Source organism: Allofournierella sp. (assembly GCF_048388525.1).
Taxonomy (GTDB): domain Bacteria; phylum Bacillota; class Clostridia; order Oscillospirales; family Ruminococcaceae; genus BQOK01.
The window spans coordinates 1-17,281 of record NZ_DBGCTQ010000080.1 but is presented as its reverse complement, the minus strand read 5'-3'; the positions used below and the strand labels follow the sequence as shown (position 1 = coordinate 17,281).

The following is a 17,281-nucleotide window of genomic DNA, read 5'->3' as shown; positions in this document are numbered from 1 at the left end:
CTTTAAAAAGAAAATGACGGTGACTGCCGCCGGAGAAGGCCAGGAGGCGTTACACGCACTGCTGTAACAGAATGCCCCGCAACGCTTGAAGACCTCAAGCATTGCGGGGCATTCCCGTTTCAACGTTGACCGAGCGCGGGGCAGCAATATGCAGGGATCTGACAGTGTTGTGAAACTGCGGATTTTCATTTGCAAAGGAAAGGATGTTACTGCACCTGATACACGACCTCGCCGCCCACAAGGGTCATGACGACGATGGTGGAGAGGATCTCCCCGGGGTCCACGGCCAGCAGGTTTTTACTGAGCACCACCAGGTCGGCCAGCTTGCCTTCCTCGAGGGTACCAAGATCCTGGAGGCGGCCGGCGGCCATGGCGCTGCCGCGGGTGTAGGCGCGCAGGGCCTGGGCCACGGTGATCTTTTCGTGGGGCTGCCAGCCGCCTTCCGGGTAACCGTTCACCGGGCTCTGGCGGGTGACGGCGTCGTAAATGACGTTCATGCTGTCGATGCCGACCACCGGGCTGTCGGTGCCGAAGGCGTATTTTACGCCCAGCTTTTCGTAGGTGTGGAAGGGCCACATGTATTTGGCGCGCCGGGGGCCGAGATCCCGCTCGACCCCATCGGGGTCCAGCACCAGGTGGGGGGGCTGGCAGGCGGCCAGAACGTCCAGCTCTTTGAGGCGGGCGATATCCGCCGGCTGGAAGTTTTCGAGGTGCTCGAGGCAGTTCTGGCCCTCGCACAGGGGGCCGTATTTTTCGCGGGCCTCCTGGAAATAATCCAGCGCCTCGTGAACGGCCTCGTCGCCGATGGTGTGGATGCGCACCGCAAAGCCCTGCCCGGCCGCCTTGAGCACCAGGCGGCGCAGGGTCTCGGGCGGGGTGACGGTGCAGCCCCGGTCACCCGGGAAACAGGCATTGGAATAGGGCTCTTTGAGATAGGCGGTGTGGGTGCTGGAAACACCGTCGGAAAACTGCTTGACACCGCAAAAGCGCAGCCGGCCGCCGGTGAAGGTGCGGCGCATCCACTGCGGGCGGGACAGATCATCCAGCAGGGTGGGGAACATGTGCACCCGCAGGGTGAGCTGCCCCGCGGCTTCCAGCTGCCGGTAGATATCCTCGCGCACAAGGTCCGGGCCGGAGCCCGCCATGGTGGACATATCGCACACGCTGGTGATGCCCTGGGCGTTGAGCTTTTTGATAAAAGCATGATACGCGGTGCAGAGCTCGGCCTCGGGGAAGGCGAACACCTTGGGCAGCGCCTCGTCGGACGCGGCCTCGTACAAGAGGCCGGTGAGCCGGCCGTTTTCGTCCTTGCCGTACCTGCCGCCCTGCGGGGGCACGGAATCGGGGGTGATGCCCAGCCGCTCGAGCCCCTTGCTGTTCAGCCACAGGGTGTGCAGATCGCCGCTGGTCATGGCGACGGGCCGGTCGGGGTATTGGGCGTCGAGGCTTTTTTTGCTGGGCTCGCGGGGGTCCGCCCACAGGGGATGGTACCAGCCGTGGCACACCAGCCATTCCTCTTTGGGGCGCACGGCGGCCAGGGGGGCGAGGGCGTCGACGCATTCCTGCTCGCTGCGGCCCTCGCAGAAGACCACATAGGGGCTGGCATAGATGGCGGAGAGGAAAAAGTGCAGATGGGAATCGTGGAAGCCGGGGGCGATGAGCTGATCGCCCAGATCCAGCACGCGGGTGCCCGGGCCCTGGAGGGGCGCGGCGCCCGCGGCGGGGCCCACGTATGCGATCTTGCCGCCCTTCACGGCCACGGCCCCGGCAAAAGCGGTGTCGGCTGTGGAGGTGAAGATGGCGGTGCTTTTCAGGATCAGATCTGCCTGCATGGTAAAACCTCACTTTTTACAGAATGCGGCGCGGCGGTAGGAGCCGGGCCGCAAAAGGAAAACAGCGCGGGAACGCCCCGGAACGCTTGAAACATTCAAGCGTTCCGGGGCGCCCCGTTTTGCGGTTTGGCCGGGCGCGGGGCGGTGGTATGCGCCGAGGCGCCCGGCAGCTTTGTGAAACTGCAAATTTTCATTTGCAAAGGGGGAGGCATTATTCTTTTTCGTACACGATCTCGCCGTCGGCGATGGTCATGACGACGCTGGTGGAGAGGATCTCCTCGGGGTCCACGGCCAACAGGTTTTTACTGAGCACCACCAGGTCGGCCAGCTTGCCCGCCTCCAGGGTGCCGAGGTCTTGGGGCCGGCCGGCGGCCATGGCACTGCCGCGGGTGTAGGCGCGCAGGGCCTGGGCCACGGTGATCTTTTCGTGGGGCTGCCAGCCGCCTTCCGGGTAACCGTTCACCGGGCTTTGGCGGGTGACAGCGTCGTAAATGACGTTCATGCTGTTGATGTCCACCACCGGGCTGTCGGTGCCGAAGGCGTATTTTACGCCCAGCTCCTCGTAGGTGTGGAAGGGCCACATGTATTTGGCGCGCTGGGGGCCGAGATCACGCTCCTCGCCGTCCGGGTCCAGCACCATGTGGGGCGGCTGGCAGGCGGCCAGAACATCGACCTCCTTGAGGCGGGCAATGTCGCCCGGCTGGAAGTTTTCGAGGTGCTCGAGGCAGTTCTGCCCCTGCGGCAGGGGGCCGTATTTTTCGCGGGCCTCCTGGAAATAATCCAGCGCCAGGTGGATGGCCTCGTCGCCGATGGTGTGAATGCGCACGGGCCAGCCCTTGCTTGCCGCCTGGAGCACCAGGGAGCGCATCTCTTCGGGCGGGATGGTGGTGCGGCCGTGATCGCCCGGGAAATAGGCGTTGGAATAGGGCTCTTTGAGATAGGCGGTGTGGGTGCAGGAAACACCGTCGAAGAACTGCTTGAGGCCCGGGGTTCGCAGCTTGTCGCTGTGATATTTGGCGCGCAGGGCCTCGGGGCGGGACAGATCGCTGAGCAGGGTGGGGAACATGTGCACCCGCACGGTCAATTCGCCGCTCTGTTCCAGCTGGGCATAGGCTTCGTCCTGGATAAAATCGGAGCCGGGCAGGGCCATCATGCTCATGTCGCACACGCTGGTGATGCCCTGGGCGTTCAGATCCTTGATGAACTGCAAAAAGGCCGCGCGGACTTCCTCGGGCGAGAACTGCATGAACTTGCGGGTGAGGGCAAGGCCTGCCGTCTCGTAGATGATGCCGGTGAGCTCGCCGTTTTCATCCTTGCCGTATTTGCCGCCCTTGGGAGGGACCGAGTCCTTGGTGATGCCCAGCTTTTCCAGGCCCTTGGAGTTGACCCACAGGGTGTGGGCGTCGCCCGAGTGCATGCACACCGGCCGGTCGGGGTATTTGGCGTCGAGGCTTTTTTTGCTGGGCTCGTGGGGTTCGTCCCACAGGGAGTGGTACCAGCCGTAGCAGATCATCCAGTCATCCTTGCCGCGCACGTTTTCCACCGCTTCCAGGGCGTTTACACACTCCTGCTCGCTGCGGCCCTCGCAGAAGACCACGTAGGGGCTGCGATACATGGCGGACTGGAAAAAATGCAGATGGGAATCGTGAAAGCCGGGGGCGAGCATCTGATCGCCCAGGTCCAGCACGCGGGTGGCCGGGCCCTGGAAGGCCTCGGCCCCTTCGGCGGGGCCCACATACACGATCTTGTTGCCCTGCACCGCCACCGCGCCGGCGAAGGTATCGTCGCCGGTGGAGGCAAAGATGGCGTTGCTTTTTAAAATCAGGTCAGCAGCCATATTTCTTCTCCTTGTTAGTTAAAAAAGGCGGCAGCCGCCGCGCGGGGGGCGGCTGCCGCGGGGTGGATGGGAAAAGGGAGCTCAGGCCTCCAAAGGATTTTCCTCTTTTTTGATAATGCGGCCCAGGCGCCGGAATTCATACACGATGAAGATCAGGGTGAACAGGAAGGTGCAGATATCGCCCACGGGCTGCGCCCACCACACACCGGTGATGCCCAGGGTGCGGCTCATGATGAGCACGGCGGGGATGGCGAAGAACAGGTAGCGGCACACGCCCATGATGTTGGAGAGGAGGATCTTGTCCACGCTGAGGAAGTAGGTGGACATCATTTGGGCCATCAGGCCGAAGGAGCAGCCCAGCAGCACGATGCGGGTGCAGCTGGTGGCGAGGGCCGCCAGCTCCACGTCGCCGCCGCAGAACAGGGTGCACACGGGGCCGGAGAACAGGGCGAACACGCCGCAGCACACGGCCAGCGCGCCGAAGGTGGTGAGCATGGAGAAGCCCAGCAACTTGCGCAGCCGCTTGTAGCTGCCCGCGCCGTAGTTGTAGCTGGCCACGGGCTGCAGGCCGTAGGTGGCGGTGGTGCAGACCATGGTGATCATGTAGACCACATAGCCGTTGATGACCGAAAACGCGGCGATGTTCAGGTCGCCGCCGTAGCTGCCCAGGGAGTTGTTCACCACAATGGTGTACACGCTGGTGGCCGCCTGCACCAGGAACATGGGCAGACCCAGCTTTACGACCTCTTTTACAATGGAGAAGTCCAGCTTCATGTCGGCCTTGCGGACCTTGAACACCTTGCTGCCACCCTTGCCCACAAAGTAGAAGATCACCAGGAACCAGGCGCCGATGGAGATGCCGTAGTAGAACGCGGTCATGGCCACGCCCCAGTGCATGATGAACACGGCAAAGTACAGATAGGCGATGGCCAGCACGGCGCTGCCGGTGGCGGCCCAGGTGGCAAGACCCGGCTTTTCATCCACACGGGCCATGGAGCAGAGCATCTGGCCCAGGATGCAGAAGGGATAAAGGATCATGAACAGGCGGATAAAGAGGGTGGTGTCGGCCATCAGGTCGGGGGTGGCGCCCAGGAAAACCGCGAGCTGGGGCGCGAAGATGGCGAACAGCACGGAGACGGTGACGATAAAGTAGGCGCTGAACCAGAAGCCCTGGCTGAACGCCTTGGCCGCGCCCTCTTTATCGCCGTTGCCGAGCCGGACGCCGGCCAGGGTGGAAACGCCGAAGCCCAGGGCGCCGCCCAGGGCCAGGTTGAGGGTCTCGATGCTCATGATGATGCTGATGACGGCAAGGCCGTGGGCCCCCAGGCCGTTGCCCATGATGATGCCTTCCAGAATGACCATGATGATCTGGGCGGCCATGCCTACCAGGGTGATCAGGCTGTATTTTAAAAACAGCTGACCGACGGGCTTTGTGCCGAGCTCGCGGCTGGTATCCACCGCCGCGGCGGGCGCTTGATTTGTTTCGGACATGTTTCACTTCACCTCACATAAAAATTCACAATCAGCCTGCCCACGATACCACGGCAGCGCTGCTTTGCCAAAGGGGGGAGCCGGGGCTTGCCCGGCGCTTTCCGTGCCCTCACTATAGCCCGTTTGGCGGCGGGTTTTCAATAAACTTTGCTATAACTTTGACGTTTTGAGGGGTATATCTTTATAAACCTTAGACAGATTGTAAAATGAAATCTGTGATGAATTGTGCAAGATGTACAGCGAAATGACCAAATGCAAAATTTGTCGAAGCGAAAACTTGTGCCCTGTGCGAATTGCCCCGGGGGGCGGTTTATAGTATAATGGGGTACAGACCAGGCAAATGAGCGCAGCGAAAGGGGGAGATGGGGATGGAGGTGGCGATTTTTTTATACAACATCCTGCTGATCCTGCTGTTTGCGCTGAACGCCCAGGCGTTTGGGCTTTTGTGGAGCAAGGGGCGCCGGAAGCTGGATTTTTGGCTGATGGTCATGTTCCTTGTGTTTATCGTGGACGATATGCTGTACTATCTGGCCGAGTTTGTGGACAAGCTCTCGGCCAGCTACAGCAGCGTGTTTGCGCCCAGCACCTTTTTGGCGGTGGGCGTGAACATGGCGATCATTTTCAGCTACTATATGATCTCGCACAACCTGCGGGGGCTGGAAGTGGGGTACACACCCTGCATCTGGTGGTTCGTGTTTTCCATGTGCATGGCCGCCGCCGCGGGGGCCGGCCAGGAAAACCCGGTGCTGGCGGTGGCGCAGAACACCCTGCTGATCGCCATCGGTGTGGGGCAGATGCTGCTGGCCGGTGCGCGGCTGGGGCCGGCGGTGCCCGAAAACGAGCGGAAGGGCTGGCGCAGGCTGTGCTGGGGCTGCGGGGTGATGATGGGGCTCTCGGCCGCGGAGTACGCGCTGTGGTACGTGTTTCCGCAGCTGAGCCTGTCGAGCCTGTTGAACGTGATCAGCCAGCGGCGGCTTTTTTTGGAATTGATGAGCATTGTGATGGCCTTTGCGGGCCTTGCTTACACGGGCCGCAGGCAGGCGCTGCTGGCGGCGGCCCCGGCGGAAGGGGCGAAGGCCGCCCCCGGGCAGAGGTTTGCCGCCGCGTATGATCTGACCGGGCGGGAGCGGGAGGTGCTGGAGCTGGTGATCGAGGGAAGATCGAACCAGCAGATCAGCGAGACGCTGTGCATTTCGCTGGGGACGGTGAAGGTGCACCTGCACAACATTTTCCAGAAGGCGGACGTGACCAAGCGCAGCCAGCTGCTGGAAGAGGTGCAGCGGGTGGAGAGCGGGGAATAGAAAAAAGCGGCCCGGAAGGACCCTGAAAAAGCTGTGGGCGGCCCCTGGAAAAAGGGACCGCCCACAGCTTTTTCAGTTTAGAGGACAGTTTGCACATGAGAAAGATTAGTTGGGACTAGTTGGGACGTACTTCTGAATGAAAAAGTAATGGCGCGTGCTTTTAGCTCATTGGAACCACCTTATCCTTTTACTTTGTTTGGCAACGGTGCCAGATACTCTATCTCGTCGATGGAAAAATCAAAGCGCAGGCAGGAGAAAAGAACAAAAAGTTCCCCTAGGCTGGCGCTAAGAGACGCGCGACCCCAGCTGACGAAGGGCAGCCCGGTGCTCAGGCCAGGGGCAAGACCCAGGTTTTCTAGGCAGTAGAGCAAAAATTGAAGCAGAAGGAAGGACGCGCAGCCTGTGGCAAGATAAAAGGCAGTCGGTTGGTGGCAGGTGGCCGCGCGGATGAGAAGAAAAAAGAGCAAAAGCCCCATGGCACATACCAAGACCCCTGCGGGCACAAGGCCATAACGCAGTGCGATATAAAGAAACAGATAGTCCTGCTGAACGTGTTCGGGCAGCAGGTTTTGAAGATATTGGTGAGAAGGGGCATCCAACAAGGCATCCCGCTCGGCCTGGTAGGACTGATAGGCCGGGGTATGCGGGCCGTTTTGGAAGAGGGTTTGGTAGCTTTGCAGGTCGTAACGCTGCAGGATCAGGCGGCGGTATTCCTCTGCGGAGAATTGGGCAGGCCCCCGGAGGGATGCGTGGGACAGGAGCTGACGTGACAGGGTACTGTTGTAACCAGGAGACCAATAACCGACGGAAGCGGCGGCAGGCGCACCGTGGGCCGCCGCCGGGCCGAACAGAAGTGCCGCGCAAAGAAGAAGCGCCGGCAGCGCCAGGGCGGTAACGCCTTTGAGGGAAAAGGCCGCCTTTCGCTTTAAAAAAGCCAGCAGCGAGACGAGGCACAGGGTGAGGAGAAAAAGGGTAAGCGCGCCCGCGTGTTGTGTGAATGCGGCATAACCGGCGCAAAGCAGAAGGCCGCCGCCCCAGAGGATCGGCAAAGACCACCGGCCGCCTTTTACATAAGCAGATAAAAGGCATAGCACAAAATACCCAAACGAAAACAGCCAATGGGCGATAGAAACCGAAGCGCTGCCCGGCAGCAGGCTGAGAAGAGCGGCGGCAAGGGCGAGCGACAGGCCAAGCAGGGCTGCCCCAAAAGCGCGGCGCAGCAGCAAACCATAATTTAAAAAGCAGGCCAGGCCCCAAGAAATGAAAATTACGCCAAATGAGACCGCCGCGCGCACCGCCAAATGCCCTGGTGAGAGAGCAAAAGGCTGGGGCAGAAGGCCGACACCGCCGCCGGTGATCCCGCGGTTTACCAGGAACATGGCCGAAAACCCCAAACACGCATAGAGGAGAACGACGGCTGCATATACGGTCAGCGAAGCGGGCCGGTAGGCCTGCGCCAAACGGCCACCCAATTCATCGGCAGAGCCCATTTCCTGAACAGCACGGCGCGCCGCAGCCTCAGCCGAAAGACCAGAGTGCTGCAGAAACTCGGCTTTCTCTTCCAGATGGGCTTCAAGTTCCGCCCGGATGGACGGCCGGATCGACCGCTCATGGACATGACTGCAGGCGGCTTGGGTATACTGCTTAAAAATCGTGGCAGGGCTCATGCTGTAATCCCTCCAAGGTCTTGTTCACGGCAGTTACATAGGTGAGCCAATCGGAATGCTTTTGCCGATAAAGCTGTGCGCCGGTCTTGGTGATGCGATAGTATTTGCGGGGGCGGCCGCCGGCGATCCTTGCGGTATAAGATTCCACGGCCCCACGCTTTTCGAGATTGTGAAGCAAGGGATACAGGGTGCCCTCTTGCAATGAAAAAGCCTGTTGGCTGCGCCGCGCCAATTCGGCAATGATCTCGTAGCCGTAGCGGTCTTTTTCCAGCAGCAGACCCAACACCAGCAGCGTATTGCTGCCGGTGGTAAAAGTTTGATCCATTGGGTAAATCCTCCTTCTCGAAAGCATAGACTGTCTATGCTTTGATTATACATCGATACTCCAGGTATGTCAAGCAGTTGAAAAGAGCTGTTGCGCAAAATGCCGTTAAAAAGTGATACTTTGTTAATCGCTCTGCCACAAAGTGAAATGTTGAGTCTCACCATAAAATGCCAAAATAAAACAATAAAAGATGAGATGGATTTCCCCAAAGGAAATATCTATCTCATCTTTTTGGTATAAGCTTAAATGGCGATGAAACGCCCTCGTGAAAGAGCTGTTTCAGATTTGGCTGCCGGTGGATCTATCGGTAAATATCGCCTTGCAGTCGCAGATCAACAGGTTGGCGCTCTGCTGTAAGTCCTTATTTTGGGGACGAACCGATGAGAGGGAAAAGGTGCGGTGCCAGGCCTGGTCAGCGCAGCACAAAAAACTGCTCGTACCAAAGGATGAAGCTGTAAAAGCTCCATATTTTTGTCATGCCGCCGTTTTTGCCGGCCTTGTGCTCGTTCAGCAGGCGCACAAGCTCGGGCACGTTGAAAAACTGCGCGGCCACCGGGCCCTCGAACTTTTCGAGCACCATGTTATAGTATTTATCCTGGCGCAGCCAGTCGTTCAGGGGCACCGGGAAGCCCAGCTTTTTGCGCTTTGCCACACTTTCGGGCAGCTGCTTTAAGGCCGCCCCCCGCAGGGCGATCTTGGTCTCGCTTTTGCCCGCCCGGTACCGGCTGGGGATGGAGAGCGCGAGCTCGAGCATTTCCCGGTCGAGGAAGGGCACCCGCAGCTCCAGGCTGTTGGCCATGCTCATGCGGTCGGCCTTTAACAGGATGTCGTACAGCATCCAGGTGTGCATGTCGACCCATTGCAGCTGGGTGGGCTCGTCGAGGCCCTGCACCTGGTCAAAGTAGGGCTTGAAAAACTCTTCGGGGGTTTTGTCGTGGTAGTGCTTTTTCAGGTATTTGTCCCGCTCGGCGGGTGTGGCGAACACGTAATTAGCCCGCATGCAGCGCTGCCAGGGCTCCTGCGCGCCGCGCAGGACGAAGTTTTTGCCCTTGAAATCCGGCAGCTTTTTGGCCAGCGCCGCGGCGGCTTTGCGCAGCGGGCGGGGCAGCTTTGCATAGCCGCTGAAATACCGGCCCGCGCAGTAGAGCGGGTAGCCGCCGAACAGTTCGTCCGCCCCCTCGCCCGAGAGCACCACCTTGACGTATTTGGCCGCGTTTTGGGTGAGGAAGTAGAGCGGCACCTCGCTGGGATTCGGCATGGGCTCGTCGAGATACCACTGGATGGTCTGGTTGGCCTGGAAAAATTCGTCGGCGCTCACCTTGTTGGCGATGCTGGGGACCCCGATCTCCTTGCTGAACGCCTGCGCGTAGGGAAGCTCGGAATATTTTTCTTCCTCGTAGCCCACGCTGAAGCTCTTGACCCTGGGGGTACCCTTGGCGACCTCGTTCACCACAAAGCTGGAATCCACGCCGGAGGACAAAAAGCACCCGACCTCCACATCCGCGATCTGGTGCGCGGCCACGCTGTTGGAAAAGGTTTCGGTGATGGCGGCCTCCCACTCGGCGAGGGTCCTGCCCTCGTCGATGTGATAGGAGATGTTGTAGTAGCGCTCGATCTCCAGGCTGCCGGCGTGCCAAGTGAACATGTGGGCGCCGGGCAGCTTGTACACGCCCTTGAACATGGTTTCTTCGTTGGGGATGTATTCGATGGAGAGGTACTCGGGAAGGCGCTCCTCGTTGAGCTCTTTTTTGAAGCCCGGGTGGGGCAAAAAGCTCTTGATCTCGCTGCCGAACAAAAATTCGCCCTGTTCGTTCTGGTAGTAATAAAAGGGCTTGATGCCGAAGATATCCCGTGCGCCGAACAGGGTGCCGGTGGTTTTGTCCCAAATCACAAAGGCGAACATGCCCCGGAGCTTGGCGGGCAGGCCCTTGCCCCACTCTTCGTAGCCGTGCAGCAGGACCTCGGTGTCCGACTGGGTGGCAAAGGTGTGCCCGGCGGCGATGAGCTGCTCGCGCAGCTCCATAAAATTGTACGCTTCGCCGTTGTAGACGATCACAAGGCTGCCGTCCTCGTTGAACATGGGCTGGGCGCCGCCCGCAAGGTCGATGATGGAAAGCCGCCGGTGGCCCAGGGCCGCCCGGTCGTCCACATAAAAGCCCTCGCCGTCCGGCCCGCGATGGGCGATCAGGTCGGCCATGGCCTTGACGGTCTTTTTTGCCTCTTCGGCGTTATGCTTTGCACTGGCAAAGCCCACGAATCCACACATAGCTGCTCCTTTTTATAGGTTTGAGGCCGGCCCCGCGCAGGGCGGGGCCGCGGGGCGTCAGTCCACCAGGCCCTTGTTGCCGAAATAGCGCTTGTATTTGCGGAAGTTGTTGAGCTGGTTTTTGATATACCACACCCGGCGCTTGAGGCCCGCGTCTTCTTTGCAGAACAGCTGATGGCTCACCTTGCCCTGCCGCATCAGGCGCTTTGCCTCGGCCAAAAGCGCTTCGTCCTTTAAATAGCGCCGCAGGATGCCCGCGGGGGCGATCATCCACAGATGCTCGGCGTCGGCGATGGTGAGGCCCTGGGATTTGTGCTCCACCACGTCCTCCACCAGCCATTTGGCCAGATTGTAGCCGCTGGCGGTGACAAAAAAGCTGGAGCGCCCCTGGCGGGGATTCATCTCAAACAATTTATACTGGCCGTCACGCGCGTCGTACTTCATGTCGAAGTTGGAAAAGCCCTCCCAGCCCACGTCCTCGAGGAAGGACTTCATGCGCTGCATCAGTTCTTCGTCCTTGATGGAGAGGATGGCGGCGTAGTTGCCGATGCCCTCGGGGGTTTGTTCCTCCAGCAGGGGGCGGCCCAGGGCCATGAGCTTTACCTTGTGGTCCAGGCCGGAATAGCAGTTCAGCACCCGCATGCAATTGTCGTCGCCGGGGATGTATTCCTGGAGCACCAGGTTGTCCTGATAGCTGGAGGAGTAGATGGCGGCGGTGATGGCGTTGAATTCTTCCTTGTTGTAGGCGACAAAGACCTTTTTTTTGTGGGGGAAGCGGCAGTTCCAGTAGGCCACGCTGTTGGAGGGCTTGATGATGCAGGGGAAAGCGAAGGGCAGCTCCACGGTTTTGTAGTTCTGGTTGGTGCAGCCAAAGGTCTGGGGATAGGACAGGCCGTGCGCCCGGCAGGCATGATAGAAAAATTCCTTGGTGTCCAGCTGTTCCACCAGCTCAGGGGTGGGGCAGGCGAACTTATAAAAGGGCTCCAGCGCCGCGCGGCTGCGGGCCATCAGGCCGGTGTAATTGTCGCCGCAGCTCACCAGCACCAGCGTTTTGCCGGGATGCGCATGGGCAAAATCCGTGAGGGTGCGGCGGAACACCTCGTCGTTTTCCAGACAGGGCTCCACCACGGCCATCTGCACCAGCTTTGAGTTGGCGGTGGGGGCAAGGCGGCCCTTGCCGATGGCGAGGCTGGTGACGCCGTATTCCATGTAAAAGCTGCGGGCCATGCCGTAAACGTTCGCATCGCTGCCCAGGAGCACCGGAAGAAAATCTGCCATATCGCTTCATCCATCCCTTGCTTTTGTATTCCTGCTTATTTTACTTCTTTCGGGGCGGGGTTGTCAAACCGGGCGGCCCCCTTTTAAACTGGGCAATATTGTAGTATAATAAACTACATATTGGGGTTTTGTACCCTTTTGGGAAAAACCGCCGACAGGGAAGGGAAAAGAGAGCGTATGTGTGGAATTACAGGCTTTACCGGCCGCAGAAGCGATAAACAAAAAATCTTGAAGGCCATGACCGCCGCCATTGCCCACCGGGGGCCGGACGGCGCGGGCGAATATTACGCCGACGACGTGGCCCTGGGGCACCGGCGCCTGTCGATCATCGACCTTGCGGGCGGCACCCAGCCCATGTTCAACGAGGATAAGACCCTGGCCGTTGTGTTCAACGGCGAGATCTATAATTTTATGGAGCTGCGGGGGGAACTGGCAGAGGCAGGGCACGTGTTTGCAACCGACCACTCAGACACCGAGGTGCTGCTGCACGGCTACGAGGAGTGGGGCGAGGGGATGCTGGCCCGGCTGCGGGGCATGTTTGCGTTTGCCCTGTGGGACGAAAAGGACAAGAGCCTTTTCTGCGCCCGGGACCATTTTGGCATCAAGCCCTTTTATTATTACCAGAACGGGCGGGGCGAGTTTTTGTTCGGCAGCGAGATCAAGAGCTTTTTGCCCCACCCGGGTTTTGAAAAAAAGCTCAACGAGAGCCAGCTGGAGCTGTATCTGACCTACCAGTATTCCCCGGGGGAGAACACCTTTTTTGAGGGGGTGAAAAAGCTGCCGCCCGCCCACTTCCTGCGCTGGAAAGGGGGCGAAGCGACCGTGCGCCGCTACTGGGAGCCAAGCTTTGAGCCGGACGGCAGCCGCACGCTGGAGGACTGGGAGACCGAGATCCAACATAAAATGGCAGAGAGCGTGGCGGCCCACAAGATCAGCGACGTGGAGGTGGGCTCGTTCCTCTCGTCCGGCGTGGATTCCAGCTATATGGCCCACCTGGCCCATGTGGATAAGACCTTTACCGTGGGATTTGCCGACAAGCAGTACGATGAGACCGACTACGCGGCCGGCTTCAGCAAGTTTTTGGGGGTGGAAAACTACGCCTACCGCATCGAGCCGGAGGAGTATTGGCAGAACCTGCCCAAGATCCAGTACCACATGGACGAACCCCTGGCCGACGCGGCCAGCGTGGCACTGTATTTTGTGAACCGGGAGGCCGCAAAGCAGGTGAAGGTGTGCCTTTCGGGCGAGGGGGCCGACGAGTTTTTCGGCGGCTACAACATTTATAAGGAACCCTTTACCGTGAGCTGGTATGACCGGGTGCCCGCGGTGCTGCGGCGCGCGGTGGGCTGGGCGGCGGAAAAGCTGCCCCCGGTACGGGGCGTGAACTTTTTGGTGCGGCGCGCAAAGCCTTTGGAGGAGCGCTACATCGGCAACACAAACCTTTTGGGGGAACGGCAGAAAAAAAAGCTGCTGCGCCGCTACACCGGGAGGGTGAAGCCCACCGACCTTTCCCGCCCGTATTTTGAAAAGACGAAGGGCCAGGACCCGGTGACCCGGATGCAGTACACCGACCTGCACCTGTGGATGGTGGGGGATATCCTGCTGAAGGCCGACAAGATGAGCATGGCCAACAGCCTGGAGCTGCGGGTGCCCTTTTTGGACAAAGAGGTGTTTGAGACGGCGCGCCGTATCCCGGTGGAATGCAGGGCCAGCGCCGCAAACACAAAGCTGGCGCTGCGGGGCGCCGCGGCGCGGGAGATCCCGGAAAAGACGGCCGACAAAAAAAAGCTGGGCTTCCCGGTGCCGGTGCGGGCCTGGCTGCGGCAGGAAAAATACGCCGCCATTGTGCGCAAGGCTTTTACCAGCGAGGCGGCGGCGCAGTTCTTCAACACAAAGCGCCTGGAAAAGCTGCTGGATCAGCACGTGAGCGGCAAGCGGGACAACTGGCGCCAGATCTGGTGCGTATTCATGTTCCTTACCTGGTACGACGAGTACTTTGTAAAGCGATAAACAAGGCAAAGAGGGGGGCTATTGAATGAAACTGGAACAGCTTTTGGAGGGTGTGGAGTACACCCTGGTGCAGGGAGACCTTTCCGCCGAGGTGCGGGACATCGTGTACGATTCCCGCAAGGTACAGATCGGGGTGGCCTTTGTGTGCATTGTGGGAACCACCCGCGACAGCCACGACTACGCCGCCGACGTGGTGATGAGCGGCGCCGGGGTGCTGGTGATCCAGCACAAGCTGGAGGAGACGCCCCAGGGGGTGACGGTGATCCAGGTGCCATCGAGCCGGCGGGCTTTGGCGCTGATGAGCTGCAACTTTTTCGGCAACCCCGCAAAGCGTATGACCATGATCGGGGTGACCGGGACCAAGGGCAAAACCACCACCGCCCACATGATCCGCTCGGTGCTGCTGGCCGCGGGGCGCAGCTGCGGGATCATTGGAACAAACGGCGTGGCTTACGGCCAGGTGGGCCACACCCTGATCAACACCACCCCCGAGAGTTATGAGCTGCAGAAGATGTTCAGCGAGATGCTGGCGGCCGGATGCGACAGCGTGGTGATGGAGGTGTCGAGCCAGGGGCTGATGATGGACCGGGTGACCGGCATCCATTACGATGTGGGCGTGTTCACCAATCTTTACCCGGATCACATCGGCGGCCCGGGCGAGCATGCCAGTTTTGAGGAATACCGGGCCTGGAAGGGGCAGCTGTTCCGCCGGTGCGACGTGGGCGTGGTGAACTGGGACGACAAAAACTGCAACACCCTGCTGGCGGGGCACACCTGCCGGCTGGTGACGTACGGAATGCACGAAGGGGTGGAGTTTCAGGGCACGGACATGCGGCTGGAACGCTCGGAACATTTTTTGGGCATCTCTTACCGGGTGACGGGCACGGAAACGATGGACGTGAAGGTGAACATGCCGGGCGAATTCACCGTGTACAACAGCCTGGCCGCCATTGCGGTGGGCCGGGTGCTGGGCCTGGAGCGGAAGGCGATTCTGGAAGGGCTGGAGCGCCTGACGGTAAAGGGCCGGGTGGAGATCGTGCCGGTGAGCAAAAAGTTCACCGTGCTGATCGATTTTGCCCACAATGAGTCGGGCGCTGAGAATCTGCTGTCCACCCTGCGGGCGTACCACCCCAAACGCCTGGTGGTGCTGTTTGGCTGCGGAGGCGACCGGAGCCGCCTGCGCCGTTACGGCATGGGCGAGGTGGCCAGCAAAATGGCGGACTTTTTGATCCTGACCGAGGACAACAACCGCTTTGAGCGGGTGGAGGATATCATTGCCGACATCAAGGTGGGCATTGCGCAGGGCCGGGCCGACGTGCCGTACGTGGAGATCCCGGACCGGCTGGAAGCCATCCACTATGCGCTGGATCACGCCCGGGAGGGCGATCTGATCGCGGTGATCGGCAAGGGGCATGAGGCTTACCGGGACCGCATGGGCGAGAAGACTCCGTTCCTTGAGCGGGAGCTCATTGAGGAATACGCGGCGCGGATCGGGCTGGAATAGGCTCCGGCGCGGATGAATTTTTATTGCACAGCATTAAACAAAGAGAGGTTTGAACATACGTTATGCCCATTATTGGCATTGATCTTGGAACCACCAACAGCCTGGCGGCTGTGTATCGGGGAGGCCGCTGCCAGCTGATCCCCAACGCCTTCGGCGAGGTATTGACCCCCAGCGTGGTGAGCATGGACGAGGACGGCACCGTGCTGGTGGGGCAGGCCGCAAAGGAGCGGCTCATCACCCACCCCGGCCGCACGGCCGCCGCGTTTAAGCGCAGCATGGGAACCACCCGGCAATTTTTGCTGGACCAGAAGCTGTTCAGCCCGGAGGAGCTCTCGGCGCTGGTGCTGCGCCGCCTGAAGGAGGACGCGGAGGCCTTTTTGGGCGAAGCGGTGGAGGAGGCTGTGGTGAGCGTGCCCGCTTACTTTACCGACCGGCAGCGTGCGGCCACCAAGCGGGCGGGCATGCTGGCGGGATTGAAGGTGGACCGGCTCATCAACGAGCCCAGCGCCGCCGCCCTTGCCTGCTATGACCCCGCCCAGGGGGACGCCGCGTTTCTGGTGTATGATTTTGGCGGCGGCACGCTGGATGTTTCGGTGGTGGACTGCTTTGAAAACGTGGTGAACATTTTGGCCGTAAGCGGTGACAACCAGCTTGGCGGCAACGATTTTGACGCGGCCATCGCCCACATGTACTGCCAGCAGAACGGCATTGACTATGGCGGGCTGCCCCCGGAGAAAAAGGCCATTTTGCTGGCGCAGGCAGAACAATGCAAGCGCACTTTGACCGAGTCGCCCATGGCGATGATGGTGCTGGACCTGCCCGGGCTGGAGGGCTCGATGGGGCTGACGGGGCAAAAGCTCATTGAGGGGGCCGCCACACTGTTCAGCCGCATGCGCGCCCCGCTGCAAAAGGCCCTGAAGGACAGCGGAATTTCCGCGGAGGAGCTGAAGGGCGTGGTGCCGGTGGGGGGCAGCTGCAAAATGCCGGTGGTGCGCCAGTACCTGAACCACCTTTTGGGCAGCCAGCTGCTGGACGCCGGGCACCCGGACACGGTGGTGGCCCAGGGCGCGGGATTGTATGCGGCCATGAAGGCGCGGGAGGAAAACCTGAAGGAGATGGTGCTCACCGACATCTGCCCCTTTACGCTGGGGGTGGGAGTGCACAACCCCACGGATGAGGACAACCTGCTGATGAGCCCGATCATTGAGCGCAACAGCGCTCTGCCCACCAGCAAGGTGGAAAATTACTACACTGTTTCCAACGGGCAGGACCGCCTGCGGATCCAGGTGTACCAGGGCGACGCCATGTATTGCAGGGACAACCTGAAGCTGGGCGAGCTGGACCTGCCCGTGCCCCCGGCCCCGGCGGGCAAGGAGGGCGCGGCGGTGCGCTTTACTTACGACATCAACGGGATTCTGGAGGTGGAGGCCAAGAGCCTTTCCACCCAAAAGACCATCAGCACCGTGCTGGTGGGCAGGGGCAGCGGCATGACCGAGGCGGAGGCCAAAAAGCGGCTGGCCCAATTGCAGGGCCTTAAGATCCACCCCCGCGACCAGGAGGAAAACCGCCTGGTGCTGGCACGGGCCGAGCGCCTGTGGGAAGAGGCATTGGGCGAAACGCGGGATGTGATCGCCCAGGCGGCGCAGGCCTTCGGCGAGGCGCTGCGCAGCCAGGAGCCGGCGCGCATCCTGCGGGTGCGCAAGCGCTGCCAGGGCCTGCTGGACCGGGTGGAGGCGGGCCTTTCGGTGGAGGGCTTCAGCTTCGGCGAGG

Annotated in this window: 11 protein-coding genes; 4 read left to right on the top strand and 7 right to left on the bottom strand. The window is 60.6% G+C overall.

The annotated features are described in order from the left end of the window. Window positions 1-206: 206 nt before the first annotated feature. The 3 genes from ACMLHZ_RS10050 to ACMLHZ_RS10040 all read right to left on the bottom strand — a co-directional run bounded on the left by ACMLHZ_RS10050 (window position 207) and on the right by ACMLHZ_RS10040 (window position 5,160). Window positions 207-1,832 (bottom strand): amidohydrolase, encoded by a 1,626-nt coding sequence (locus tag ACMLHZ_RS10050; RefSeq protein ID WP_418667595.1) that lies wholly within the window; start codon window positions 1,830-1,832, stop codon window positions 207-209. 211 nt (window positions 1,833-2,043) lie between these two features. Further along, complete coding sequence (locus ACMLHZ_RS10045; RefSeq protein ID WP_418667594.1) at window positions 2,044-3,669, bottom strand: amidohydrolase; 1,626 nt, start codon at window positions 3,667-3,669, stop codon at window positions 2,044-2,046. An 81-nt stretch (window positions 3,670-3,750) separates the two neighbouring features. Continuing rightward, window positions 3,751-5,160: an MATE family efflux transporter gene (locus tag ACMLHZ_RS10040; RefSeq protein ID WP_418667593.1), complete on the bottom strand. Its 1,410-nt coding sequence runs from the start codon at window positions 5,158-5,160 to the stop codon at window positions 3,751-3,753. A 368-nt stretch (window positions 5,161-5,528) separates the two neighbouring features. On the opposite strand from ACMLHZ_RS10040, the gene ACMLHZ_RS10035 reads away from it, so the two are divergent. Continuing rightward, window positions 5,529-6,461, top strand: a complete 933-nt coding sequence (locus ACMLHZ_RS10035; protein WP_418667592.1) for a helix-turn-helix transcriptional regulator — start codon at window positions 5,529-5,531, stop codon at window positions 6,459-6,461. Between the two features lie 179 nt (window positions 6,462-6,640). On the opposite strand, the gene ACMLHZ_RS10030 is transcribed toward ACMLHZ_RS10035, so the two are convergent. The 4 genes from ACMLHZ_RS10030 to ACMLHZ_RS10015 form a co-directional block, all read right to left on the bottom strand. After that, on the bottom strand, window positions 6,641-8,128 hold the full coding sequence (locus tag ACMLHZ_RS10030) for a permease prefix domain 1-containing protein (protein ID WP_418667591.1): 1,488 nt from the start codon (window positions 8,126-8,128) through the stop codon (window positions 6,641-6,643). Further along, window positions 8,106-8,453, bottom strand: a complete 348-nt coding sequence (locus ACMLHZ_RS10025; RefSeq protein ID WP_418667590.1) for a PadR family transcriptional regulator — start codon at window positions 8,451-8,453, stop codon at window positions 8,106-8,108. Before ACMLHZ_RS10025 ends, ACMLHZ_RS10030 begins: the two co-directional genes overlap by 23 nt. Before the next feature lie 412 nt (window positions 8,454-8,865). After that, window positions 8,866-10,719 carry an asparagine synthase (glutamine-hydrolyzing) gene (asnB, locus tag ACMLHZ_RS10020; RefSeq protein WP_418667589.1) on the bottom strand — a complete coding sequence of 618 codons (1,854 nt, stop codon included), beginning with the start codon at window positions 10,717-10,719 and terminating at the stop codon, window positions 8,866-8,868. Window positions 10,720-10,776: 57 nt separating this feature from the next. Next, window positions 10,777-11,997, bottom strand: a complete 1,221-nt coding sequence (locus ACMLHZ_RS10015; RefSeq protein WP_418667588.1) for an ATP-grasp domain-containing protein — start codon at window positions 11,995-11,997, stop codon at window positions 10,777-10,779. 177 nt (window positions 11,998-12,174) lie between these two features. Between ACMLHZ_RS10015 and asnB (ACMLHZ_RS10010) the strand changes: the two genes are divergently transcribed. The 3 genes from asnB (ACMLHZ_RS10010) to ACMLHZ_RS10000 form a co-directional block, all read left to right on the top strand. Then, a complete protein-coding gene (asnB, locus tag ACMLHZ_RS10010; RefSeq protein WP_418667587.1) occupies window positions 12,175-14,007 on the top strand; it encodes an asparagine synthase (glutamine-hydrolyzing) in 1,833 nt (610 codons plus the stop codon). A 25-nt stretch (window positions 14,008-14,032) separates the two neighbouring features. After that, window positions 14,033-15,511 carry a UDP-N-acetylmuramoyl-L-alanyl-D-glutamate--2,6-diaminopimelate ligase gene (locus ACMLHZ_RS10005; RefSeq protein WP_418667586.1) on the top strand — a complete coding sequence of 493 codons (1,479 nt, stop codon included), beginning with the start codon at window positions 14,033-14,035 and terminating at the stop codon, window positions 15,509-15,511. A gap of 62 nt (window positions 15,512-15,573) precedes the next feature. After that, window positions 15,574-17,281, top strand: a 1,708-nt coding sequence (locus tag ACMLHZ_RS10000; RefSeq protein ID WP_418667585.1) for an Hsp70 family protein, incomplete at its 3' end; no start/stop codon positions are given.